23 protein-coding genes are annotated in these 22233 nt (G+C 70.5%); 8 read left to right on the top strand and 15 right to left on the bottom strand.

What is annotated here, in order from left to right; all coding sequences use genetic code 11:
* Nucleotides 1–74 precede the first annotated feature (74 nt).
* A complete protein-coding gene (locus ACTWQA_RS14695) occupies nucleotides 75–728 on the top strand; it encodes a hypothetical protein (protein WP_443159772.1) in 654 nt (217 codons plus the stop codon).
* 58 nt (nucleotides 729–786) lie between these two features.
* Here ACTWQA_RS14695 and ACTWQA_RS14690 read toward each other — a convergent pair whose 3' ends face one another.
* The 4 genes from ACTWQA_RS14690 to ACTWQA_RS14675 all read right to left on the bottom strand — a co-directional run bounded on the left by ACTWQA_RS14690 (nucleotide 787) and on the right by ACTWQA_RS14675 (nucleotide 4636).
* Nucleotides 787–1602 (bottom strand): YoaK family protein, encoded by an 816-nt coding sequence (locus ACTWQA_RS14690; RefSeq protein ID WP_443159771.1) that lies wholly within the window; start codon nucleotides 1600–1602, stop codon nucleotides 787–789.
* A 102-nt stretch (nucleotides 1603–1704) separates the two neighbouring features.
* The gene (locus ACTWQA_RS14685) at nucleotides 1705–2853 is read right to left on the bottom strand and encodes a helix-turn-helix domain-containing protein (RefSeq protein WP_443159770.1); all 1149 of its coding nucleotides are present in this window, start codon (nucleotides 2851–2853) and stop codon (nucleotides 1705–1707) included.
* Nucleotides 2854–2985: 132 nt separating this feature from the next.
* Complete coding sequence (locus ACTWQA_RS14680; RefSeq protein ID WP_443159769.1) at nucleotides 2986–4020, bottom strand: helix-turn-helix domain-containing protein; 1035 nt, start codon at nucleotides 4018–4020, stop codon at nucleotides 2986–2988.
* 157 nt (nucleotides 4021–4177) lie between these two features.
* The gene (locus ACTWQA_RS14675; RefSeq protein WP_443159768.1) at nucleotides 4178–4636 is read right to left on the bottom strand and encodes a GtrA family protein; all 459 of its coding nucleotides are present in this window, start codon (nucleotides 4634–4636) and stop codon (nucleotides 4178–4180) included.
* A 198-nt stretch (nucleotides 4637–4834) separates the two neighbouring features.
* On the opposite strand from ACTWQA_RS14675, the gene ACTWQA_RS14670 reads away from it, so the two are divergent.
* Entirely contained in the window at nucleotides 4835–5131 is a 297-nt protein-coding gene (locus tag ACTWQA_RS14670; protein ID WP_443159767.1) for a hypothetical protein, read from the top strand.
* A gap of 47 nt (nucleotides 5132–5178) precedes the next feature.
* On the opposite strand, the gene ACTWQA_RS14665 is transcribed toward ACTWQA_RS14670, so the two are convergent.
* From ACTWQA_RS14665 to ACTWQA_RS14645, 5 genes are all read right to left on the bottom strand, one after another.
* Nucleotides 5179–5553, bottom strand: coding sequence for a hypothetical protein (locus tag ACTWQA_RS14665; protein WP_443159766.1), 375 nt, complete (start codon nucleotides 5551–5553; stop codon nucleotides 5179–5181).
* A gap of 179 nt (nucleotides 5554–5732) precedes the next feature.
* Nucleotides 5733–5936, bottom strand: a complete 204-nt coding sequence (locus tag ACTWQA_RS14660) for a hypothetical protein (protein WP_443159765.1) — start codon at nucleotides 5934–5936, stop codon at nucleotides 5733–5735.
* 176 nt (nucleotides 5937–6112) lie between these two features.
* Nucleotides 6113–6502: a hypothetical protein gene (locus tag ACTWQA_RS14655; protein ID WP_443159764.1), complete on the bottom strand. Its 390-nt coding sequence runs from the start codon at nucleotides 6500–6502 to the stop codon at nucleotides 6113–6115.
* Nucleotides 6503–6640: 138 nt separating this feature from the next.
* On the bottom strand, nucleotides 6641–7906 hold the full coding sequence (locus ACTWQA_RS14650) for a DUF5994 family protein (RefSeq protein ID WP_443159763.1): 1266 nt from the start codon (nucleotides 7904–7906) through the stop codon (nucleotides 6641–6643).
* A gap of 236 nt (nucleotides 7907–8142) precedes the next feature.
* The gene (locus tag ACTWQA_RS14645; RefSeq protein WP_305923275.1) at nucleotides 8143–8349 is read right to left on the bottom strand and encodes a cold-shock protein; all 207 of its coding nucleotides are present in this window, start codon (nucleotides 8347–8349) and stop codon (nucleotides 8143–8145) included.
* A gap of 392 nt (nucleotides 8350–8741) precedes the next feature.
* On the opposite strand from ACTWQA_RS14645, the gene ACTWQA_RS14640 reads away from it, so the two are divergent.
* The 4 genes from ACTWQA_RS14640 to ACTWQA_RS14625 all read left to right on the top strand — a co-directional run bounded on the left by ACTWQA_RS14640 (nucleotide 8742) and on the right by ACTWQA_RS14625 (nucleotide 15098).
* Entirely contained in the window at nucleotides 8742–12320 is a 3579-nt protein-coding gene (locus ACTWQA_RS14640; protein WP_443159762.1) for a hypothetical protein, read from the top strand.
* Between the two features lie 134 nt (nucleotides 12321–12454).
* Nucleotides 12455–13528, top strand: coding sequence for a phosphate ABC transporter substrate-binding protein PstS (gene pstS / locus ACTWQA_RS14635; protein ID WP_443159761.1), 1074 nt, complete (start codon nucleotides 12455–12457; stop codon nucleotides 13526–13528).
* 191 nt (nucleotides 13529–13719) lie between these two features.
* Nucleotides 13720–14556 (top strand): SAM-dependent methyltransferase, encoded by an 837-nt coding sequence (locus ACTWQA_RS14630; protein ID WP_443159760.1) that lies wholly within the window; start codon nucleotides 13720–13722, stop codon nucleotides 14554–14556.
* Nucleotides 14557–14687: 131 nt separating this feature from the next.
* A complete protein-coding gene (locus ACTWQA_RS14625) occupies nucleotides 14688–15098 on the top strand; it encodes an ATP-binding protein (protein ID WP_443159759.1) in 411 nt (136 codons plus the stop codon).
* 88 nt (nucleotides 15099–15186) lie between these two features.
* On the opposite strand, the gene ACTWQA_RS14620 is transcribed toward ACTWQA_RS14625, so the two are convergent.
* The 3 genes from ACTWQA_RS14620 to ACTWQA_RS14610 all read right to left on the bottom strand — a co-directional run bounded on the left by ACTWQA_RS14620 (nucleotide 15187) and on the right by ACTWQA_RS14610 (nucleotide 19190).
* Nucleotides 15187–16083 (bottom strand): sugar phosphate isomerase/epimerase family protein, encoded by an 897-nt coding sequence (locus ACTWQA_RS14620; protein ID WP_327587518.1) that lies wholly within the window; start codon nucleotides 16081–16083, stop codon nucleotides 15187–15189.
* A 10-nt stretch (nucleotides 16084–16093) separates the two neighbouring features.
* Nucleotides 16094–18199: a PQQ-dependent sugar dehydrogenase gene (locus ACTWQA_RS14615; protein WP_443159758.1), complete on the bottom strand. Its 2106-nt coding sequence runs from the start codon at nucleotides 18197–18199 to the stop codon at nucleotides 16094–16096.
* A gap of 226 nt (nucleotides 18200–18425) precedes the next feature.
* Nucleotides 18426–19190 (bottom strand): STAS domain-containing protein, encoded by a 765-nt coding sequence (locus ACTWQA_RS14610; RefSeq protein WP_443159757.1) that lies wholly within the window; start codon nucleotides 19188–19190, stop codon nucleotides 18426–18428.
* Nucleotides 19191–19275: 85 nt separating this feature from the next.
* Between ACTWQA_RS14610 and ACTWQA_RS14605 the strand changes: the two genes are divergently transcribed.
* Entirely contained in the window at nucleotides 19276–19464 is a 189-nt protein-coding gene (locus ACTWQA_RS14605) for a hypothetical protein (RefSeq protein WP_443159756.1), read from the top strand.
* A gap of 4 nt (nucleotides 19465–19468) precedes the next feature.
* Here ACTWQA_RS14605 and ACTWQA_RS14600 read toward each other — a convergent pair whose 3' ends face one another.
* Complete coding sequence (locus tag ACTWQA_RS14600; protein WP_443159755.1) at nucleotides 19469–20647, bottom strand: site-2 protease family protein; 1179 nt, start codon at nucleotides 20645–20647, stop codon at nucleotides 19469–19471.
* A gap of 224 nt (nucleotides 20648–20871) precedes the next feature.
* Here ACTWQA_RS14600 and ACTWQA_RS14595 point away from each other — a divergent pair, with 224 nt between their 5' ends.
* Nucleotides 20872–21231 carry a hypothetical protein gene (locus tag ACTWQA_RS14595; protein ID WP_443159754.1) on the top strand — a complete coding sequence of 120 codons (360 nt, stop codon included), beginning with the start codon at nucleotides 20872–20874 and terminating at the stop codon, nucleotides 21229–21231.
* Here the strand turns inward: ACTWQA_RS14595 and ACTWQA_RS14590 are convergent.
* Both ACTWQA_RS14590 and ACTWQA_RS14585 read right to left on the bottom strand, forming a co-directional pair.
* Entirely contained in the window at nucleotides 21203–21715 is a 513-nt protein-coding gene (locus tag ACTWQA_RS14590; RefSeq protein ID WP_443159753.1) for a GNAT family N-acetyltransferase, read from the bottom strand. The two genes, ACTWQA_RS14595 and ACTWQA_RS14590, sit on opposite strands and share 29 nt — an antisense overlap.
* 39 nt (nucleotides 21716–21754) lie before the next feature.
* On the bottom strand, nucleotides 21755–22225 hold the full coding sequence (locus ACTWQA_RS14585; RefSeq protein ID WP_443159869.1) for a protein-tyrosine phosphatase family protein: 471 nt from the start codon (nucleotides 22223–22225) through the stop codon (nucleotides 21755–21757).
* Nucleotides 22226–22233 lie beyond the last annotated feature (8 nt).

Genomic DNA, 22233 nt, shown 5'->3' with positions numbered 1-22233 from the left:
AAAGGACGCCGGGCTCTGCCTGCCCGGGTCTCCCGGCGCGGACTCTGGGTGGCACGACAGAGAAAGGAACCATCATGGACGCCCACATCAGCACCACCCCGGCCAGGGCCAGGACCGATGTCCCCACCCACGGCCTGCCACCCGCCACCCGCCGCATCACTCCCGAGGCCGTGCGCCGGCTCGGGCTCACGCTCACCGCGGGCGCCGTGGCCTGGGCCACCAGCGTCTTCCTCTTCGGAACCGTCAACGACGGGTTCGAAGAGCGCGTCGGCGACCTGACCGGGCTGGCCTTCCAGCTCGGCGTGTTCGCCCTGCTCACCGTGCAGATCTGCACCCTGGCGACGGGCGTGTCGCGGGTCTCCAGGATCATGCTCAAGGTCGAGCTCGTCCTGCTCGGGCTGGCCAGTCTGTGGTCGCTGCTGCACGGCGTTCTCCCGGACCCCGCGCAGGACCATGTGGCGCTGGCCATCCTCGACCTGTTCTGGCCGCTGTCGATGCTGGGCATGATGATCATCGGTGTGAAGCTGGCGGTGGCCGGACGGTGGAGGGGACCGCTGCGGTGGTGGCCGCTGATCGCGGAGAGCTGGGGCGTGGTGACGGTCCCGCTGTTCATCCTGGTCGGCGAGGACAGCGCGCGCTGGGTGGGCGGCGGACACCTGCTCCTCGGCTACGCCACGCTGGGTGTGCTCCTCGCCCTCCGGCCCGCCCTGGTCATCCCGCGTGACTGACCCGGCCGGTCCTGCGCTTTCCGCGAGGTTGACGCTGCTTCACGCCGGGCGGGCGGTTTCACGAGCCTTCCGTCCGCCCACGCGTGGAGATCGCGATGATCGCAACGACGGCGGCGACCAGAACCGCCGACAGGGCCGGCGCCCACAACGGCGCCACGAGCAGCAGCAGCGCGCCGACGGTGGCGCCGCAGAGCAGCGCCGCCAGCCTGCCCAGGCCGCCGGCGGCACGGCGGAGCGGCGTCCCGGCCCCGCCGGCGGCACGCCCATGCGGCGTTCCGGCCCCGGCGTGCACGAGGCTGGTCAGCGTGCCGGTCAGGTAGGTGGTCGATGCTCCGGGGACGCCGGATCCGATCGTCAGCGCACTCTGCACACCCATCGCCGCGGATGCCGGCGCGAGCAGCAGCACGGCGACGGTCGCGCTCGGCTGCCCGCCGGTGGCCAGCCATCCAGCGCACACGCAGACCAGCAGCGCCAGCTCGGCCACGGCGATCAAACAGGCCCGCCGGCGCCAACCGGCCCCGCCGCGGCCCGCCCCACCGCGGCCGAGCCCACCGCGGCCGAGCCTGCCGCGGCCGAGCCTGCCGCGGCCGAGCCCGGTGCTGGCGGCCGCGACGCCGAGAGCGTAAGCGGCGACGGCTGTGGCGGCGCCCGCCGCCAGCGCACCGTCCAGCGTCGCGACGCCACGCCCGAGTTGCACGAGATTGCCGGTGATGACGCTGGCGAACGGGCCTCCGAGCCGCATCACGCACACCGCGTCCAGGCAACCCGCCGCCGCGGCGAGAACCACGAGAAGGCGCACCGCCACCCGCTCGGACACCACTGGACCCGCCCCGCTCGACGCGTGCCCGGGCGGCCTGATCTCCTTGGGTGACATGCCGCGTCCTCCTTGTTCAGCCGAAAACGGTGGTCGCCGCCCGGCGGCCCCGTCACGTCACGCGCGGTACTGATCCTTTCCCACGCGCGCTCGGCCACGCCGTCACAAGCAGGCGAGCCGCACCGGGCCGGCCACCATCGACTGGTCTCCGGTCGTGTTCCCCTTGCCGTTGTCGGTGATCTTCACCATGACCAGGCCGGTGGTGACGACCACCGGGACCGGCGCCGGCACCCACGTGCCCTGCCGCATGCGCTGGTCGAGAGTGAACTCCGCAACCGTCCGCGCGTCCTCGTCGAAGCCGTCGCTGACGGTGTACCAGACCCGCTGCCCGGCGAACCCGGACTTAGGGACGTACACCCCCACCAAACATTGGCGCTGACCGCGCAACCCCGTGGTGAACCTCCACTGGAAACTGTTCTGCGGATGCGTGGCGGCCAGCGGGTCGTACGTCAGCTCCGAGAACAGGAAACTGTCCCCGCAACCCGCGCCCGTCCAGCCAGGTGCGCTGGCGTCCTTCCAGCCGTCCCGGCCCGGCACCCCATTGATCCGGACGCTCCGGCTGGTGTCACGCGGGCAGCCCGGCCCCGCAACCGCCGAGAAGGCCGGTCGGACCTGGGTCGAACCACCCTGGGTGCGCTGCGGTTGCGGCTCCGGACCGAGCCGGGTGCGCTGGGGACGCGGCTGCCCGGCTCGGGACGTGGTCGGCTCCGCTTGAGGTCTTGCCGGGAGTGCACCGTCGGCCCTGGGCGTGGGGCCCTGGGTCTGTACGGCGGACAGGGATGCGGGCGTCTGGCTCTGGCGAAAATGGATGACCGCGAACGCCGAGACCACCGCCACCTGCCCCAGCACCCCGACGATCACCCAGGTCTTGACGGAGCTGCGTCGCGGACGGGCCTGCTGCGGTGGGTAGGCGGGCGAGACTCGCCGGTACGCCACGGTGTCGTGGGACTTGTCCAGCTCTCCTCTGAGGGTGTGCCAGATCTTGGTCCACTCGGCCTGATCGCCACCGCACGCGGCCACGTACGCCTGCGTGAGGGCCAGGCTCGGCAACTTCTCACCCGCGGCCACCTCGGAGAGTTCCGAGGCCGAATACCCCGTCTTACGCTTCATCCTGCGGTAACTCGGATTGCCCGCCCTCGCCCGGAGGTCGCGCAACCCCTGGGCGAATTCCTGGAGCGGATCGGGCGGCGTCGGTCGCTTGTGCCGCCCACCGGCCGCGCTTTTGTCGACCGTTGTGTTCTTGCTTGTCATCGTGTCCCCTAGCGATCGAGCGTTGCCCCTGATTCGGGGCCATACGGGTTGCGGACTGACCCATCGGCGATTTCGCCGGGTCGTGTCGGCGTCCATGCATGCGGCAGGCACGCTCAGGAGCCGCCGGCGCCGTTACGGACAGGCGAGCCGGACGGGGCCGGCCGCCATCGACTGGTCGCCAGTCGTGTTCCCTTTGCCGTCGTCGGTGATCTTCACCATGACCAGACCGGTGGCGACGACGACCGGGACCGGCGCCGGCACCCACGTGCCCTGCCGCATGCGCTGGTCGAGGGTGAACTCCGCAACCGTCCGCGCGTCCCTGTCGAAGCCGTCGCTGACGGTGTAGCGGACCGACTGGTCGGCGAAGGAGGACTTAGGGACGTATACCGCCACGAAGCACTGCTGCCGGCCGCGCAACCCCGTGGTGAACCTCCACTGGAAACTGTTCTGCGGATGCGCGGCGGCCCGCGGGTCGTACGTCAGCTCCGAGAACAGGAAACCGTCCCCGCAACCCGCGCCCCTCCAACCGGGCACGCTGGCGTCCTTCCAGCCGTCCCGGCCCGGCACGCCGCTGACGAGCACACTGCGGCTGGTGTCACGCGGGCAGCCGGGCCCGGCGACCGCCGTGAAGGCCGGCCGGGTCTGCTGGTGCGGCTGGGCTGGTGGCGCGGGAGGCTCCGCCGCTCTGTTCTGTGACATCGGCGACGGCGACGGTTTCCGCTGCACTGGTGGAGGAGTTTGGAACGCTCCAATCGTGCCCAGCCCGATCAGCCCGAGCGTGGCCACGATCGCCGACAGCCTGATCGCGCGGCCCCCTGGACGCGCCCGCCGGTGGTGAGCGTTCGCGGCACGCGTCAGCCCGAGGCCGCCGTCGGAGGGCCTGTCCAGGTCCCCTCTCAGCGTGTGCCAGATCCGGGTCCACTCGTCCTGATCGCCGCCGCATGCGCCCACGTACGCCTGCGTGACCGCCAGGCTCGGCAGCCTGTCCCCCGCCGCCGCCGCGGACAGTGCCGAGGCCGAGTAGCCGGCCTTACGCTCCATCGCCCGATAACTCGGATTGCCCGCCGCCGCCCGGAGGTCGCGTAGCCCCTGAGCGAATTCCTGGAGCGGGCCGGGCGGCACCGGGCGCTCCCGTCGTCCTCGTGTGGTGCTCTCGTTCTGCAACATCGTGCCCCCTGCCGAGATGAACTGTCGCCTCCTATTCGTCGGTCGCCCCGCCGATGGACTGCTCATTTGACAAAGGCGTCGACTGGGCACGCAAAAGCGGGTGACCCCTGGTCAGGGGCCACCCGCGGCCGGCAGTCCGAAGGGGAACGAGACCTCGTCAGTGCGTCGTCGAACGCAGCCTCGGGTTGAACACCCATCCCTGCAGCAGGGCGAACCGGATCGCCGACGCCAGCCCATTGGCCAGGATCACCGCGATCAGTTCCGCCGTCGCCGACGCGCCCGATGGCAGGACGGCCAGGCCCAGCGTGGAGATCGCCAAGCCGATGAGGAAGGCGATGAGCCCGCCCAGATGATCGCGCACCGCTCCCGCCCTTCCGGTCACCCCGAACGTGAACCTCCGGTTGGCGGCGGTGTTGGCGATCGCCGTGGTGAGCATGGCAAGGGTGTTGGCGGCCATCGACGGCAGGATCGCGGAGAGCGCCCAGAACAGCACCAGATAGGCCACCGTGCACGAAGCCCCGACGACCGCGTAGGACGGCAGCCGGCGGGAGAGCGCGGCGGGGGCCGGGCCCGATGCGGCGGCCGGGGCGTGGGGAGTGACGGTCATGACGCTCATGACATCGATGATCGAGAGCCCGCATGGGAGCCCCCTTGACCGAGCATGAAACGCAGGTGAGAAATGCCGCCGATCAGCGCGGGCCATACATCGGATGGCCGGGGCTGATGGGCGCCCTGCCGGCGGTCCTGGTCCACGGTCTATGGTGGAGGTGAGGGAGGGTCATCAAGCCGAACCTGTGTTCCAGAGGAGGCTGTGATGAGGGAACACTACGTCTGGGTGACGACACGCCGCATCAGGCCGGGCGCGCTGGAGGAGTTCGAACGGGCCTGGCGCCCGGAGCCCTATCCGGAGGGCCTGCGCCACGCCTACGCCTACTGGTCCGAGGACGGGCAGGAGATCACCGGGGTCTCATTCTGGGACTCGAAGGAGGCCTGCGACTCCTGGCGAACCTCCGAGGGCGAGGCGCGTCGACGCGAGGCCATGGCCCCTTACGTCGTCGAGGAGCGAGAAGGCTTCTACCGCGGCCGTGAGCTCGCCGTACCCGTGCGATAGAGGCAGCCGGGGGCGACGGCGCGTTGCCGCGCCGTCGCCTGGCTCGATCAGCTGTAGAAGTACTTGGAGCCGCGGTTCACAGTGGTGCCCCGCTCGCCCCAGTAGGTCTTGACCGTGGCGCGGTAGTAGGTGTCCTCGTACGCGGTGGCCAGGCTCCGGCACGTGGGGTCCCCGGAGGTGCTGTAGTCCCTCCAGGTGTACGAGGGGCCGCCCCCGTTGACCGGGACCAGCGCCACCTCCACCCAGCGAGAGCCCTCGCCGGTGTACGCGTCGGCGCAGATCCTGTCCGCACCGTCGTCGTAGGAGACGACGCCGTCGCCGACGTTCCACGAGAACGAGGCCGCCGAGGCCGGCTGCGCGAGAACCATGCTCGCCGCCGCCACACCGATGCCCACAACGGCCGTCTGGATCAGTTTCTTCATCTTTTCCCTTCCGGCTCGAGCGGCTCGTCGCCGCTCGCAGCCGATCTTGGACCAGCCGACCAGACCGACAAAAGGCCTGACACGCAGTGTTCGCCACCTAGACACCCAAACGTAGACATCCGCCCACCAAGGGGACATTCATCACACGAGACGCGTTAGACGCCGGAACGGTCCAGGGATCAGCCAACCCGGCGGAAGGCGACGGTCGCGCGGTAGCGGTCGTGACGCTCCCCCTCCGCTTCGGCCTCGGCACTGATGACGTTCAGTTCAGCGTCAGGGCCGAAGAAGGCGTGAGCCTCAGCCCGGGCGTTCTCTCTGATCTCGTCTGGAGTCGCTCCACTCACGGTGACCCGCAGGGTGAGCGGGAACTGTGTCACACTCATTGGCGGCCTTCTTTCGGAGGTTACGATCATTTTATGTTTGCCGGAATAAACGGCCACACGTGCAGCCTGCGCTGCAACTAAAACCGTCCTAAAGCCGTAACAAAGACAGTAAAACTCGTATCTCCGTCTATTTGCCACCTTCGGCTCCCCTTGAGCCCGCAAGGCGCGGTCGCTCGTCAGGAGTGGACGGCGCGGACCTCCGTCACCGTGAACGTGTTGGCGATGTGCCGGTTCTCGATGAGGAACCCGACCAGCCCAGCAACCGCCTCCGTCCCGGTGGCGGCCCGTGCCTGCCCGCTGAGGAGATAGACCAGGGGAGTGGACGGCTGGTCGAGCGAGAAGCTACAGCCGTGGCGGCGCACGTCTTTCAGCGCCCTGATCGGCATCGGCCGCGTCGAGGTGAACCACACCGCGACCTCCCACAGCGGCAACGCCGGGTCGGCCTCGGTCGAGGCGCGGTAGCAGGCGACACAACCCTGGCCGGCATGCAGGCCGTGTGGGCAGGTCCATCGGACGACCTCGGCGTGGGACTGCTCACGGGCGCCCAGCTTCGCCGTCTCCGTCACGCGGCGACGTACGCGTCGTGCCCAGTGCTCGGACGGGGGAAAGGAGTCGGAAACGATGATCAAATCCTTTCGCGTACGTGCCGCGGCTGCCGTGGGGACGGATCTCTGCGGCGGGTGCCCCACGGAGTACAGGTGTGGTCAGTCGGCGGAGGCGTTGTTCGGCCGGGTGAAGGAGACCAGGTGGTCGATCTCGGCGAAGCCGGCGGCGTCGAACAACGCCGCGGACGATTCCGGGTCGCCGACGGCGTACAGGATCGCCTCCGATGCTCCGTGCTCGCGCAGGAGGGCATCGGCCTGGAGCAGCAGCGCCCGTTCGAGGGTCGGATCGCCGTGGTCATCGGCCGCGCTGAACCACCACAGGACGCCGAGGCCGTCGATCGGCTCCTGCGCGACGAGTTCGGCGGAGGAATCGTCGTCTCGGGCCTTCAGCAACCAGCCGGATGGGGCCGCGCTCGCGACGACCTCGACCAACGGGCAGGCCGTGCCACGAAGGTCACAGGGTGTCGTGCGGCGTAGGTAGCGCCAGGAGTTCCGGGCGACGAACCCCGCGTGTTCGAGCACCTTACGCGTGACGGGCCGGCGGCCCGTCGGCAGGGCGGCCAGGCCAAGGCCCAGCGCGGCGGTGAAGGCGTGCACAGGCTTGCCGCCGCCCAGTCCGCGAAGGGCGTGGGAGACGAGCGCTTCGACGACGTCCAGGATCTCACGTCCGTGCAACCACAGGATCTGCCCGGCGCTGCGATCGCGATGTACCGCGTACGACACAACGCCCGCAGCGTGACCGTCCGGATCCACCAGCACGTCGATGCTGGGGTGTCTGATGTCGGCCCAGGGATCGGGATCACGGCGGGACGTTCCGGCCACGGCCTCATCGAGCAGGTCCGGCGTGCACGGCGGCTGTCCGGGCAGGCGGTCGGCGTCGATGAGCGCCAGCACGGACTCCCTGTCCGCGTCACGGTAGCGGCGAATCCTCGTCCCCGGCCTTGATGCGGGGGCGCGCGAGTGGCAGCACGTGAGGATCTCGGTCGCGGACATCGTGTTGCCGGTGCGTGCGGCGGTTCTCATGGCGGCGGCCGCAACGGGCCCCGTGGTGTCCGGCGGGATCACCAGGAGCAGGAAGCCATCCTGGCTGCCGCGGATCACCCTGATCGTGTTGGAGGTTGCCGAGAGGCCGCTGACACGCAGGAAATGACCGTCGATGAGCAGGTGGGCGGGGACCTCGTCCCATGCCGCCGTGTCGAGCCTGACCCGCAGGATGGGACCGAGCCGGTCCTCCAGGATGCGAACGAGGGCGGGCAGCTCGCGGTGGAGATCGGTGGAGTGGGGCCACCAGGCGCCGTCGAGTGTTCCGTCCCTGGTCAGCGTGGGCTCGAGGAACACCCGGGCCGGTTGGAGGGCGATGGGCATGACGGGTGAGTGGTGGTTCGGCATCTGATGTGCCGCCTGTCTCCGGCGCGATCGACCGGCTGGTCTGGGAAGACGCCGACGCGGCTGCCGACATGCGGAATATCCCAGGTAATCCACCATACGCCGCCCCGGCTCGGCTCCCTGGACCACACACGGGAATGCGGGATCTTGGGGGTGAACGCGGTCTGGGCCCGCACCCAGTGCGGGTGCGGGCCCAGACTTACGAACGTGCGAGGTCAGGCGGGGACGATGTTCTCCGCCTGCGGGCCCTTCTGGCCCTGGACGATGTCGAAGGACACCTTCTGGCCCTCGTGCAGCTCACGGTAGCCGCCATTGGCGACGATGTTGGAGTAGTGGGCGAAGACGTCGGCGCCGCCGCCGTCCTGCGCGATGAAGCCGAAGCCCTTTTCAGAGTTGAACCACTTGACGGTTCCGGAAGCCATGTCGATCTCCTCGAGATGTGTGCAGGGACGCAATTCGCACCGTGCGAATTGCCGTGTCGCCGCGATGAGCCCATCCGGAGATGACCGGGAAACAAAAACGCGCCTTGCAATCACTCTGCCAGGCGCGCACAAAGCATGTTATGGGTACAACAACTGCAACGACAGGTAGTCTAGCACAGGCATTCCACCACATCATCCCGCGGCATTTATCGGCAATCGCGATTTGCTCACGGCTGAACATATCCGGCATGTGGGCAGGCACCGCCCGCAACCGCCGCGGCACCGCTACGTGGGCGGGAGCCCACGCGTACTTGCGCGGCGAGGGCGTGATCGGCCACCATCGTCGGCATGACTAGTGGAAAGGGCGGTCTCCGCCCAGGCCGTTGAGGCCCATGGAGCCGGCCGAGGAGCCGGCCCACGACATCAATCTCCCCGCCGCCACGTTGCTGGCGCGTCTCGAACCCCTGCCACACCCACGCCGCATGCGCGCGCTGGCACTCCACGCCCGCCGCCTGGCCGGCACCTCCCACCTGCGCGTTCTCCTGCGGGAGCTGCTCTCCCAGGACCAGTACGCGCGGCGCATGGCCCTGCACGTGGCCATGGCGGCCCGCGACCTCGGTTTCATCCAGGAGATCCTCGCCGGGCCGGACATGGGGCTGCGACGCGCGGCCCTGCGCGCGGTGCGCACCCTCCCCGTGCCTGATCCCGCGGTGGCCGCCGTGCTTCAGGACACGCCCACTGAGCTGCGGCTGGCGTTGTACCGCACGCTGGCGCAGTCCCGCCGGACCGCACTGGCCGAGTCCCTGCTGCCGGACGTCCACGCTCGCTGGGGGGACCGCGAGGCCGCCGCGCTGCTGCCTGCCTGCGGCACCGGGACCGTCACGCAATGGCTGCCCAGGCTCGCCCATGCGGTGACGTCCTGGACGGCGCTGGCCAAACGGCACGCGGGCGCGGTCATGGCGGTGGCCGAGCAGGATGTGTCCACGGGAGTTCCGGCGTGGGCCTGGTGGCGTCGCCGCGGCGCGGGTGTGGCGCGCGCCGCGCTCGCCGAGCCGGCGCTCATGCTGGCCCTGCTGGAACGACACGACCTGCGTCACCTCGCCTTCCGGCTGCCGGGAGCGGTGCTGAACGCACTGTTCAGGGCGGACCCCGCACGTGCCATCAAAGTGCTGGTCGACGGCTCATCGATCGGCTGGGCGGAGCCGCCCAAGGCGCTGCTCCGCCACCTGCGGTCGGGTTCGGAAGCGGAGATCCTGCGCCTCGCCTCGGCCGAGCACCGGCTCGGCCCGGTGTTGCGGTCGCTGCCACCCGCCCGGCGGAGCGCGATCTTCGAGGCGGCCGCCGAGCGTAGAGGTGGCTCGACCGGGCTGTGGGGGATGCGGCTGCTCAGGTGGCTGCCTGCCGAGACGGCGGCGGGCGCGGCCGGACGCATGCTCGCCTGGCACGACTCGGTGTGGCACTCGGCCCGTTCCCACCTGGACGATCCGGACATCCCGCTGAAGCTCACCTCCTACCTGCCGTACGAGGAGGCGGTCGGCCCGCTGCGCGAGGCGGCCGTGGGCGGGGACCCGCGGCGGCGCGGGCTGGCCAGGACCCTGCTGGTGCAGCGCACGGCCCGGACCCGGAACCGGGCGGCGCTCCACATGCTCCTGGCCGACCTGGCCCTGCGTACCGTCAACGAACAGGATCCGCTCCGCAGGGACCTGCTGACTGCCCTGGCGGACGTACCGCCGGGGGTGCTCGACGACTCCTGTGCGGAGACGCTCGAACGCATCGCGACCGACGCGGTCGAGGCCCCGGACTCCTCGCCCGCCACGCAGGAAGCGCTTCGCCGCCTGGCCGGTCGGATCCTGCGGCACCACGACCCGGCCACCGCACCCGCACTGACCACATGGGCGCTGGGCGCGTACGGAAAGCTGGTGGCCCGCCACGGCGCGGGCGGCCTGCCCGCACAGACGCTCCAGGCCTCCCCCGTCCGCCGTCGTCGTCGCGACTACGCCGACGCGCCTACGGAGCCACACGGTCTGGACCGCGTGTTGCGTGCGGGCCAGGAGCACGACCTGCTGGCAGTGCTGCGCCCGCACCTGCGCGCCGCGCGCGAGCGGGAGGACTTCACGCTGGCCGTGGCCCTTGCCCACGCGCTCGGCCGCCGCTCATGGGCGCTGGCCGAACTCCAGGACGACTTGCGCGCCGCCATCCGCACGGCTCCGGAGCCGGCGGCCCACGAGGCCGCCGACCTGTGGCTGACCCGCCCGCACGGCCGCCGCAGGCGACCCGCCGCCCGGGCGTCCCGGCCGACGGGAGCCGACACGGCCGCTGCGCAGCCGCCGCCGAACCCTGCGACCCTCCGGCTGGAGCGGGCGGTCGAGCTCGTACGCGAGGACCCGTCGGCCGTGACGCTGCCCGCCGTCTGGCGCACGGTGGCCCGGCACCGCACCGACCTCCTCCTCCCGCTGCTGAACGGGAACCACGGCGGCCGGTTCGCCGACTCCTCGTCGGTGCCGCCGACCGGTCGCGGCCGGTTCGCCGATCCCACGTGGGTGCCGGCGGTCGGCGGCGGCGACGCCGGCCGGTGGACACCCGAGCAGCGCGACCGGATACGCACCGGGCTCGCCGCCGTCGTGGACGACGAGCGGCTGCCCGTCGCCGCCAGGGTGGCCGCCATCCAGGCGACCGGCCGGATCGGCGGAAGCCTCGCCCTGCTCGCCACATGGGCGGACCGGGAGGAGACGGTGCTCGCCGAAGCCGCCATCACGGCCCTGGCGAGCGCGGGCGTGCCGGACCGGGCGGCGCCCGTGCTTCTGCGCCACGCCGGCGGCCAGGCCTCCCGCGTCGCGGTGGCCGCGCTGGCCCGCTGCTGCCGGGCCATCGCCCCGTCCCGGCTCGGCCCGCTCCTGGAGCAGGCGCTGACCGCGCCCGGCAGCAAGGTGACGCTGCGCAAGCTGGCCGCCCGCCAGGTGGGCCGCAACCGCCCTCCGGGCGCGGTGGACGTGCTGCTGCGGACGTGGGCGGACTCCGGGCTGCACCCGGACGTACGCGTCGCCGTGGCCTCGGTGCTGCTCGGGATGCCCGAGGACCCGCGCACCCTGAACGCGCTCGCGGACGCCGCCGACCGGCACGCCGGCGAGCCGATGCTGCGCACGCTCTTCCAGGCCCACCCGATGACGTACGCCCCTGACGTCCGCCCCGCCTACGCGGACCTGGTACGGCGGCTGCTCATGGCCGCCGACCTCCCCGGCGTACGCTTCCGCGGGTCGAAGGCGTTCGGCGTGTGGGCGCCCTGGTACCGGGGCGACCTCGGGGAGATCATCGACGCGGCGGCAGACCCAGGGGCGAACGAGCAGGTCATGAAGGTGTTCCTGGCCTTGCTGCGGACCGGGACGATCCGGTCTGAGACGCTCGACGTCCTCACCCGGCTGGCCGCCGCCGTACCCGGCGACGGCCTGGAAACGCCGGCGCGGGAGCGCGTGGCCACCATCGCCTCGGCCCTGGCCGCGATGCAGGACACGGCGGAGCCGTGGCAACGGCGGCTCGCCCGTGACGCGATGGACCTGCTCGCCGCGCAACCGCTCCTGCACCCCCAAGCGGCCCGGCTCGCCGTGGCCCTGCTCCCCACAGACGAGACGGACGGCGCCGGCGAGCCTGCGGGGTTCGCCGATGCCCTGTGCGCGCTGGCGGACCTGCTCCGGGACCGGCCGGTCCTCGCGGCCCGTACGGCCGACCAGGCGATCTCGAAGCTGCTCGGGAACTACGGCAGGCGGCCGCCGATGCCGCCCGCCGCGGGGCTGCCCGCCGCCCGGCGCCTGACGGACCGCGGCGATCTGGCGGGGGCCCTGTTCGCCTGCGAACTCACCCGCGTCGGCGGGGAGCGCACCGACTGGGCCGCCCCATGGCGGGAGATCCTCCGTGATCTACGCGAGTCCCCGCACCTGGAGGTGCGCCAGGACGCCTGGGACATCACCGTCGCCTGACTCCAGGGGACAAGCCGGCTCGGCGCTCAGCTCTGCGGATGCGTGGACAAGTTGACGGGGAAATGACGGTATATGTCCGGCAGCTTGACGGGTGATTAACGCCTCAGTCATCTGCATTTCATACGCTCGATCAAATGGCAAAGCTGAAACGCACCGCTGGGCCGGCGGTCCTCATCGTCCTCGCTCTGGCCGCCTCAGCCGCCGGTGTGAGCGGGGCGGCGCTCTTGGCCGCCCCCGAAGACGTACCCCAGAATCCCCCGATCAGCGCGTCGATCTCCGCCTCGGGCTCGACCGCGCAGAAGGGCGCGATGGACGCCTGGCGTGCCGAGTTCCACCGCATCCACCCCGACCTGCGGGTGGACTACCGGGCCAACGGATCGGGGAACGGCATCCGGGACTTCATCGCGGGCACCACCGCGTTCGCCGGCTCCGACGTCGCGATGCACCCCTCCGAACAGGCGCAGGCCGACCGGCGCTGCGGCAGCCGCGCGGTGCACCTGCCGATGGTGGTCGGCCCCATCGCGCTGGCCTACAACCTGCCGTCCGTGCCGGATCTGAAGCTCTCGCCCACCACCCTGACCGGCATCTTCAGCGGGCGGATCACCAGATGGGACGCCCCGGAGATCGCCGCCGACAACCGCGGCACGCGCCTGCCGCACACCGGCATCCGGTTCTTCCACCGCTCCGACGACTCGGGGACGACCCACAACTTCACGACCTATCTCAAGGCGGCCGGCCACTGGCCGCACCAACCGTCCAGGAAGTGGCCCGGCCGGGGGCACGGCGTCTCGGGCTCCTCGGGAGTCTCCGACTCCGTCCAGCACACCGAGGGTTCCATCGGGTACGTGGAGTACGCGTTCGCCAGCAACGCCCGCCTGAGCACGGCGAAGGTGCGCAACGCCTCCGGCCAGTTCGTGGAGCTGTCGCCCCAGAGCGCCACCAAGGCCCTGGAGGGCGCCCGGACGGCCGGCCGGAACGATGACCTGGTGGTGGAGTTCGACTACCAGACCAAGGCCAAGGGCGCCTACCCCATCGTCCTGGTCACGTACGAGATCACCTGCTCGAAGAACGCCGACCCGCTGGTGGAGACGTTCCTGCGCTACACCACCGGCGACGCCGGCCAGTCCTACCTCTCCCTGTACGGCTACGCCCCGCTCCCCCAGGACCTCCTCGCCAAGGTGCGTGAGCGGCTCGACGTCACCGGCTGAGCCCGCCCGTGGTCACGCGGTGACCACAGATCATTTCGCGAAGATTCTGGTAACAAACATTTCCCGAAATAACCGGTCTATCGTATTGCCATTGACTGGAATTGTTGGAACATATGGTCTGAGTCGTCGAGTGAGGTCCATAGATCGCTTACCGCGAGAAGGTGGGCGGCGAGGGGAAAGGGGCAACGCTCATGCACCGAAGAGCTGTCCGAAACCTGGCCAAGCTCGATTCCACGCAAGCCAGAATCACCCGGATATTCGACGCCGCAGCAGGCGGGAAGAACAACTTCCTGCTGGACAAGGCCACAGTGCGTCATTTCGATCAAGTGACCCCCGCGATCACGACCGCCGCCCGCGCCGTGCTTCAGTTTTTGTCCCGAGTGGTACGCCACTTGGCCGCTGACGAAGGCGTGGACCAATTCATGATCGTGGGGAGCGGAGTCCCCAGCGGCCTCTCGGCCGGGCACCGATTGCACGACATAGCGCGCCGTGCCTCGGCCAACCCCGATCTGCGGGTCGTGTACGTGGAGAACGATCCGATGGTGGTGACCATGGCGCAAGCCACCATCGAACCCTTCACCGACCTGGTCCGCGTGGTGGAGGGTGACGTGCGGGAGATCGACGAGATGCTCGGGGACCAGGTGATCCACACGTTCCTCGACTGGGACCGGCCCCTGGCCGTGTTGCTGCTGTCGACGTACAGTCTCGACGACGATGAATACGCCCACTACGTCATCAAGCGGCTCCGGCACATCGCGCCGATGGGAAGCTTCCTCGGCCTGTTGCACACGACGTTCGACAGCATCCCGCCGGAGCTGCTGCCCGCCATCCGCGATCTGCTCGCCATGACGCTGCCGGGTCTCACGATCCGCTCCAGGGACGAGGTCGCGGCCTTGCTGGACGGTCTCGACCTGATGGAGCCCGGTCTGGTGTGGGTCCCGCAGTGGCGCCCCGCCGAGCGTGATCTCGCCTGCCGCGACCAGCCAGGCTCATCGGGCAACTACGGCGCCGTGGCCCGCATCCCCTGAGCAGGGATACCAATCCGCACGACCACCGAGACACGAAATCGCAACAATCCTGTCTATCCCGGATTCCAAGAGTGAAGACGGCGGGTTACCGTAGGGATTGGGAGCGCTCCCAAGCGAGAGATGTGATGCAGATGTCCCTCCATCCCGGATCCTTGTCGGCCGCACCGATCCGCACGGCGGAGTACGTGCTGCCCTCAGTGCCCTCCGGCGTCGGCGAGGCGCGCTCCCTTGTCCGCACGAAATTGACCGTCTGGGGCCTCGAGAAGGTCATCGACGATTGCCTGCTCATCGTCAGCGAACTGGTCACCAACGCCGTACGGTACGGCGGAGCGGCCTATGCGCTGCGCCTGGAACAACGTGACGGCCGGCTTTACGGCGAGGTTTTCGACCCGGGTGACGGCGACCCCCACCCGTGCTCAGTAGATGTCGACGCGCTCTCGGGCCGCGGGCTTCAGATCGTCGCGGCGATCGCCGACGACTGGGGTGTGTCCGCCGCGAACGGCGGCAAGATCGTGTGGTTCTCCGTCAGCCACACCGCCTGACGGCGTGCGGCCTTCTGCTCGAGCGCCGGCCCGGCCCCCGGCACCGCGGCAGGCAGGCGAAGGGGGCCGGGCTCGGCAGCGTGGGTGCTCAGAACCTGATCTTCCGCAGGTAGCGGTATCCGACCTCCGCCGTCTGCCGGGGAGTCACGTCGGGGGTGTCGTTCTCCACGATGTACTCCAGCACACGGTGCCTGTCGAAGATCCGCCGGAAGTCGATCGTCCCGGTGCCCAGGTCGGCCATGTCACCGTCGAGATGCCGGTCCTTGACGTGGAACTGCAGCACCCGCTGCGGCGCCTCCCGGATGACGTCGAGCGCGAAGCGCACCGGGTCGGCGGCGCCGCGTCCGACGCCACCGGTGACCGCCCAGTAGATGTCGATCTCCAGGTGGACCAGCCGGGGATCGAGCTCGGCGGTGAGCACGTCCCATGGCGTCTTCCCGCCGCCGAGGTCGATCGTGAACTCGTGGGCGTGGTTGTGGTAGCCGTACCGCAGCCCGGCCTTGCGGGCTGCCAGTGCCTCGACGTTCATGCGCTCGGCCCAGGCCTTCCACTGGTCCTCGCTGTCGGAGTTCAGATAGGGCACCACCATGAAGGACTGGCCGAGGGTCAGCGCGTTGGAGATCTTCGTCTCCAGGCCGGCGTCGTCCGCGCTGATGCCGTCGTGGCTGGAGGTGGCGCGGATGCCGAGCCCGTCGAGGAACGCGCGGAGTTGCTGCGCCGTACGGCCGAAGTAGCCGAGCGCGAGCTCGACCTTCGGGTAGCCGATCTCGGCCAGGTAGGCCAGGGTCGCGTCGTAGTTCTTGGCGAGGTCGTCGCGTACGGTCCAGAGCTGGATGCTGATCTCGCCCGGCGGGACACGGTCCCTGCCGTGGTGGTGCGGCGAGGTCGCCGCGGCGGCAGGGGAAGCGGCGGCGAAGGCGGCCGCTCCGAGTCCGAGGCCCGCGGCGAGCAGGGAGCGCCTGCTGGGGCCATAGCCGTAACACATGGGGGTTCTCCTAACTGGTGGGCTCGAGTACGGCCTGGTCGCTACCGGTCAGCGAGGGCAGCCCGTCCCCGCCGGGGTCGGTGTAGGTGGCGACGAAGACGCCGGTGAGGTCGTCGCTCCCCGGGTCGTGGCCGCTCGGCTCGGTGGTCTGGATGGAGCCGGTGCAGCCGCGTGCCGTGGTCTGCGGATGGCCGTGGTCGTCGTGGCCGAGGATGTAGTCCACGGTCACGTTCGCGCAGTCCACCGGCTGGTCGTCGGTGACGCGTACCTCGAACTCGACCACGTCGCCGAAGGCGAACTGCCCGCCGTCGGCGGGCCGGACCAGCTCCACGACCGGCGCGGCGTTGCCGACCACGATCCGCACCGACGTCGCCGCGGACATGCCGGCGGGATCGGTGACCCGGAGCGTGGCGTGGTAGAGGCCGTTCTGCCGGTAGGTGTACGAGGCGTCGGGGCTGTGCGCGTCGACCCTGCCGTCGGCGTTGAAGTCCCACGCGTAGCGGAGCCTGTCGCCGTCGGGGTCGGACGTGCCCGCGCTGGTGAAGGCGACGGTGAGCGGCGCGTGACCGGCGGTCGCCGACGCCGCGGCCACCGGGATGGGAGTGTGGTTGCCGGTGTAGCCGATGTAGTCGAAGCGCGAGAGCTGGGCGTCCGGGTTCTCGCTGAAGAAGCCGTCGCCGTACTCCAGCACGTACAGCGCCCCGTCGGGGCCGAACTCCATGTCCATCGGGTTGTCGAAGACGAGCGAGGGCAACACGTTCTCGATCCGCCGCCCGTTGTCGTGGAAGGCCTTGACGTAGTCACGGGTCCACTCGTAGAAGAGCGGGACGCCGTCGTAGTACTTCGGCCAGGCGATGGGCGCGCGTCCGCTCGCCCTGCGTGGGTCGAAGTCGTACGCGGGCCCGGCCATCGGGCCGATGCCGCCGGTGCCCAGCTGCGGGAACTCCTGCGACGGCCCGTACGAGTACCAAACCTCCGGCTGGACCACCGGCGGCAACGCACGCAGGCCGGTGTTCCGCGGCGACTCGTTGACGGGCGCGGCGCAGCTGAACGGCGCGCGCGACGCGCCGGTGGCGAAGTCGTAGTCGACGTACGGGAGCCGCGCGGTCGCGCAGTAGGGCCAGCCATAGTTGCCGGCCTTGCGGACGACCGCCCATTTGCCGTGCCCCGCCGGGCCACGCTGGGGATCGGCCTCGTCCGCGTCGGGCGAGTAGTCGGCCACGTACAGATCGCCGGTGCGCCGGTTGAGCTCGATGCGGAACGGGTTACGCAGCCCCATCGCGTAGATCTCCGGCCGGGTGCCCGCCGTACCGGGCCTGAACAGGTTGCCGCGCGGAATCGTGTAGGACCCGTCGTCGCGTACCTTGATGCGCAGGATCTTGCCGCGCAGGTCGTTGGTGTTGCCGGAGCTGCGCTGGGCGTCGAACGCCGGGTTGCGGTCGGCCCGCTCGTCGATCGGGGTGTAGCCGTCGGAGAAGAACGGGTTGGTGTCGTCGCCGGTGGACAGGTAGAGATTGCCGTCGGCGTCGAAGACGATGTCCCCGCCGACATGGCAGCAGATGCCGCGGTCCACCGGCACGTCGAGGACGCGCTGCTCGCTGCGCAGGTCGATGGTGGCGCCGGTGAAGCGGAACCTGGACAGCCGGATCAGCCCCTTGAAGGGCGCGAAGTCCTGCTGCGTGCCGGTGAACGGCGCGTCGCCTTCATTGACGTCGGGCGTGGCGGGGTCGTCGATCGGGGTGTTGAGCGGCGGGGAGTAGTAGAGATAGACCCAGTCGTCCTGCCTCGAGCCCGTGCCGAAGCCGGGGCTGAGGGCGATGCTCTGCAGTCCCTCCTCGTCGTGCTGGTAGACGTCGAGCCGGGCGGCCAGCGTGTTGAGTCCGGTCTTGGGGTCGTGTAACCAGACCTCGCCGGGCCGGGTGGTGTGCAGGACCCTCGAATCCGGTAACACCGCCAGGTCCATCGGCTCGCCCGGATGGTCGTTGAGTGTCACCTTCTGGAACTGGGCGTCTGGCGGCGGGGCCGCGGCTCCGGCGGTTCCCGTAGCGTTCGCGGCGGCGGCCGGCATGAGGATCGCCGCGGCCGTCATGGCCGCGATCATGGTTCGCGCTCCCATGCCTCTCCCTTCGGTCTACTCGGGGGGATAAGAGAGGGCAAAGTAACGTGAATGTAACCCGAGTTCCGCCGATAGACGAGGGCCTAATCACCGAAAACCGAGACACCTTTCGCGTCCGATCGGACTAAGTGCCCCGTAGGGGCCCCGCTGCTGGGGCACATCCGCCCAGGTAGGCCTGGTCTCTTGAGCCGACCCGCTGACGATGCCGCCCGGTCGGACGCAGGCGCTAGTCCCCCGGGCTCTCGTAGTCGAGCGGTACGAACGTGAGGGAGTCGAGGCGGTGGCGGAAGTCGTCGGAGATCCCCTTCACGGTCATCGAGACGCCCGGGGCCGCCTTGACCTGTTCGTGCGCCGTGAGGAGGGCGGAGATGCCGATGGAGTCCCAGAAGGACATGCTGCTTAAGTCCAGGACGAGGCGGCGCGGCCGGGCCGCCTCGATCAGCGACTCGACGGCGGCTGTGAAATCGGGGGCCGTTCCCTGGTCGAGGTCGCCGATCAGGCGCAGCGTGGTGTGGCCGTCATCGTCGTGCCGGAAGAGCCGGAAAGAGGGGCGTCGGGGGTGGGGAAGGGCGAAGCCGACGCCGGCGACGGTGCCGTCCGGGCCCCTGATCACGAAGTGGCGGTCGCCCAGGGAGCGGACGATCCACAACCCGTGACCGAACTCGTACGGCCACGCGGGGGCTCCCGGCACCGCGGCACAGCCGGGGTCGATGACCTGGCAATGCACCATGCCGTCCGCGGCCCGCAAGCGCACCCGTCCCGCGCCCGAGCCGTGCAGGATGACGTTGGTGGCCAGCTCGTGCACGGCGAGCACCAGGTCGGCGGTGCGGCCCTCCGGCAGGCCCGCCTCGATCGCGTGTGCTTCCACCGTCGCCCGCAGGACGTACAGCGAGTCGCGGTCGAACGACTGCTCCCACACCACCTTGCCGATGGCCGCCACCTCCCGGGCGCCCGAGTTGTCGCCCACTACCCCGCGAGCGGCGGACGACACCTGTGATTTCGACGTACCCCTCGGCGCCGTTGACGCGGATGAGAGGGGTCCTGCTGGGCAGGGGAGCGAAGAAGGGGGAGTCGAGATGAGCAATCCAAAGGATCAGGCGCCTGCGGAGCGGAAAGACAACGAAGAAACCATCCGGACCTTGCTGACCACGGCCGAGGAAGAGCCGACCGTGCTCGCTGCGGACGAGGAGCCCGGTGAGATCCTGGACGAATTCGACGCGGCCTTCATCAGGAGCAAAGAGCTGAACCCTGACGACTTCGAGTGACGTCTCAGGAGCCGTCGCGGTGTGGCACGGCCATGTCGGCGCCGCGCGGGTGCGAATAGGGATCGTTCCCGCGCAGGCCGGCGGTCTGGATCACGCGGCTGATGTCGGTCGGTGTGAGGAGCCCGATGAGGCGGCCGGAGGGGTCCAACACCACGGCGCGGCCGTCCGCGCACCCGGTCATGCGACCCAGCAGGCCGGTCAGCGGCTCCTCTCTGGTGGCCCGCGGCACCTCCTCGGGCGGGCAGGCGATCTCGCGTAGCCGGGTCGTTTCCCGCGCCTCGGGGGGCACCTGCCGGATGCGGTTGAGCGTCACCAGGCCGAGGAATCCGCCGTTCTCGTCCACGAGCGGGTACGTGGACAGGCGCCGGCTCATCACCAGCCGCTCGATCAGCCCGGACACGGTCTCGTCGGGGTGGGCGGCGAGGGGCTGGGCGGACATCACGTCCCCGACCCGTACCCCATGCAGGGCGGCGCCGAGTTGCGCCTGCTGCTCCTCGGCGGTGGCGGCGTTGACGACGAACAGGCCGATCAGCGCGAGCCAGAGCCCGTCGAGACTGAGCCCGGTGACGATCAGCACGAACCCGAGCGCGATGAGCGCGAACCCGAACACCCGCCCGGCGCGGGCGGCGGCGACGGCGGCCCGCACCCGGTCCCGCCACCGCGCCCAGAGCGCGGCACGCAACACGCGGCCGCCGTCCAGCGGCGCGGCCGGGATCAGGTTGAACACCGCGAGCAGCACGTTGACTGCGGCCAGATACGCGAACATCCCCGCCACCAGCGGCGCGCCGGACGTCAGCAGCGCCAGGGCACCGAAGACCACCGCGCAGGCCAGGCTGGCCACGGGGCCCACCACGGCGATCTTCAGGTCCGCGGCGGGCGTCCGGGGCTCGCTGCGCAGCTCGGCCACCCCGCCGAGCAGCCACAGCGTGATCTGCGGCACCTCGATGCCGTGACGCTTGGCCACCAGGGCGTGCGCCAACTCGTGTGCGAGCAGGGATGCCATGAACAACACGGCCGCGCCCAGGCCGGCCAGCAGGTAGACGGCCGTGGAGTGACCGGGGAAGGCGATCGGGAAGCGCCCGAAGGCCAGCCCCACGACCAGGATCACGACGATGAACAGCACGCTGACGTTGAGCCCGACGACGACCCCGCCGACGCGGCCCAGACGGAACGACGATCGCATCTGCCCACTTCCTTAGCCAACGAGCCGACCAGATCCGGCTACCCGGGTGGTGCTCAAGAAACCTGCCGCCCGGGCCCAGGTCGACTTCGACTCCTCCGTCAACATGGTGCGCGCGACCGGCCGGTCCAGGGCCTGCCGCCGCGCTGGGCGCGCCCTTCCTGCCGCAGACCACGCCGGTCGCGGTCAGGGACCGGGACACCGATCCGGACGACCCGATCTCGGCCATGCGCGCGCTCGCCCCGACCGCCCAGCTGGTCGCCCAGAACAACCCCGACCTGTCCGTCTACCACATGCACGACCCGGTGCAGGACCGGCCGATGCTGGAGGCGATGGCGTACATGCGGCTCAAGCGGCTGCGCCTCGGCCCCGCCTACGAGCGGTTCCTGGAGGAGCGGTTGGCCGACGACGGGAGCATCATCCTCCTCGACTGCACCAGGACCTTCGTCGCCGACTTCTACCGCTGGTGGCATCGTCGCCGGGGCCTGCCCGCCGGCTGGTCGCCGAGTCGTACGTGCAGGCCTGCTCTCCTGGCACTGATCCTGGAAAATGGTGAGCTCAGACGACGGCCAGGGCGCGTTGCATGAGCGTGGTGTCGATCCAGCGGCCGTGCTTGTAGCCGACCTCCGTCAGCCGGCCCGCCTCGGTGAAGCCGAAGCGGCGGTGCAGCTCGATCGAGCGGTCGTCGCCGGCGTCGGCGATCACCGCGATCATGCGGCGCATCCCGGCCGCGATCGACCGGGTCACCAGCTCGCCCAGCAGCGCTCCGCCCAGCCCCCGGCCGGTGTGCTCGGGGGACAGGTAGATCGTGTCCTCCACGGTGTTGCGGTAGGCGGGCTTGGGGCGCCAGGGGCCGGCGTAGGCGTATCCGGCCACCTCGCCGGACACGTCGGCGACGAGGAACGGCAGGCCGCGGTCGGTCAGATCGGCCAGCTTCCTGTGCCAGTCGTCGAGGGCCGGCGGCGTCTCCTCGAAGGTGATCACGGTGTTGGTGACGTAGTGGGCGTTGATCTCGGCCACGGCCTTCAGGTCCGCGGGAACCGCCGGGCGGATGACGGCTGGAGGAGACACCACGATGATCGTCTTTCTCTATAGCGAAACTAGATCACATTATAGAGCAGGGAATCGGGCGATCCACCGGCGCTGCCACGGGGTCTCGACGGCACGGGGGTGGTGGTGCTCTCTGGTCCAGGCCACGGCGGCGGCGGGGTCCAGCCCGGCCAGCACGGCGAGGCAGGCGATGACCGTCCCGGTGCGGCCGATGCCGCCACCGCAGGCGACCTCGACCGCCTCCCCCGCCCGCGCCCGCTCGTGCAGCGCCCGAATGTGCCGGACGGCTTCGTCGCGGTCGCGTGGGAGCAGGAAGTCGGGCCACTCCACCCAGGCGTGCCGCCACGGCAATGCGCTGTCGTGGCGGCGGCGCAGCCGTCCGGAGCCCAGGTAGAGGCCGAAGCCGGGCACCGGCCCCGCCGGGAGCGGGCGGCGCAGGCCCCGCCCGCGCACCCAGGAGCCGTCCGGCAGCCGGAACGCCCCCACCAGCGGCGGAGCGCCCGCGGCCCCGGCCGACGCCCGGCCGCCCATCCCCTCGT

The organism is Nonomuraea sp. 10N515B (assembly GCF_052245915.1).
Taxonomy (GTDB): domain Bacteria; phylum Actinomycetota; class Actinomycetes; order Streptosporangiales; family Streptosporangiaceae; genus Nonomuraea.
The sequence above is the reverse complement of the archived record's forward strand: the minus strand, read 5'-3'. Positions and strand labels throughout refer to the sequence as shown.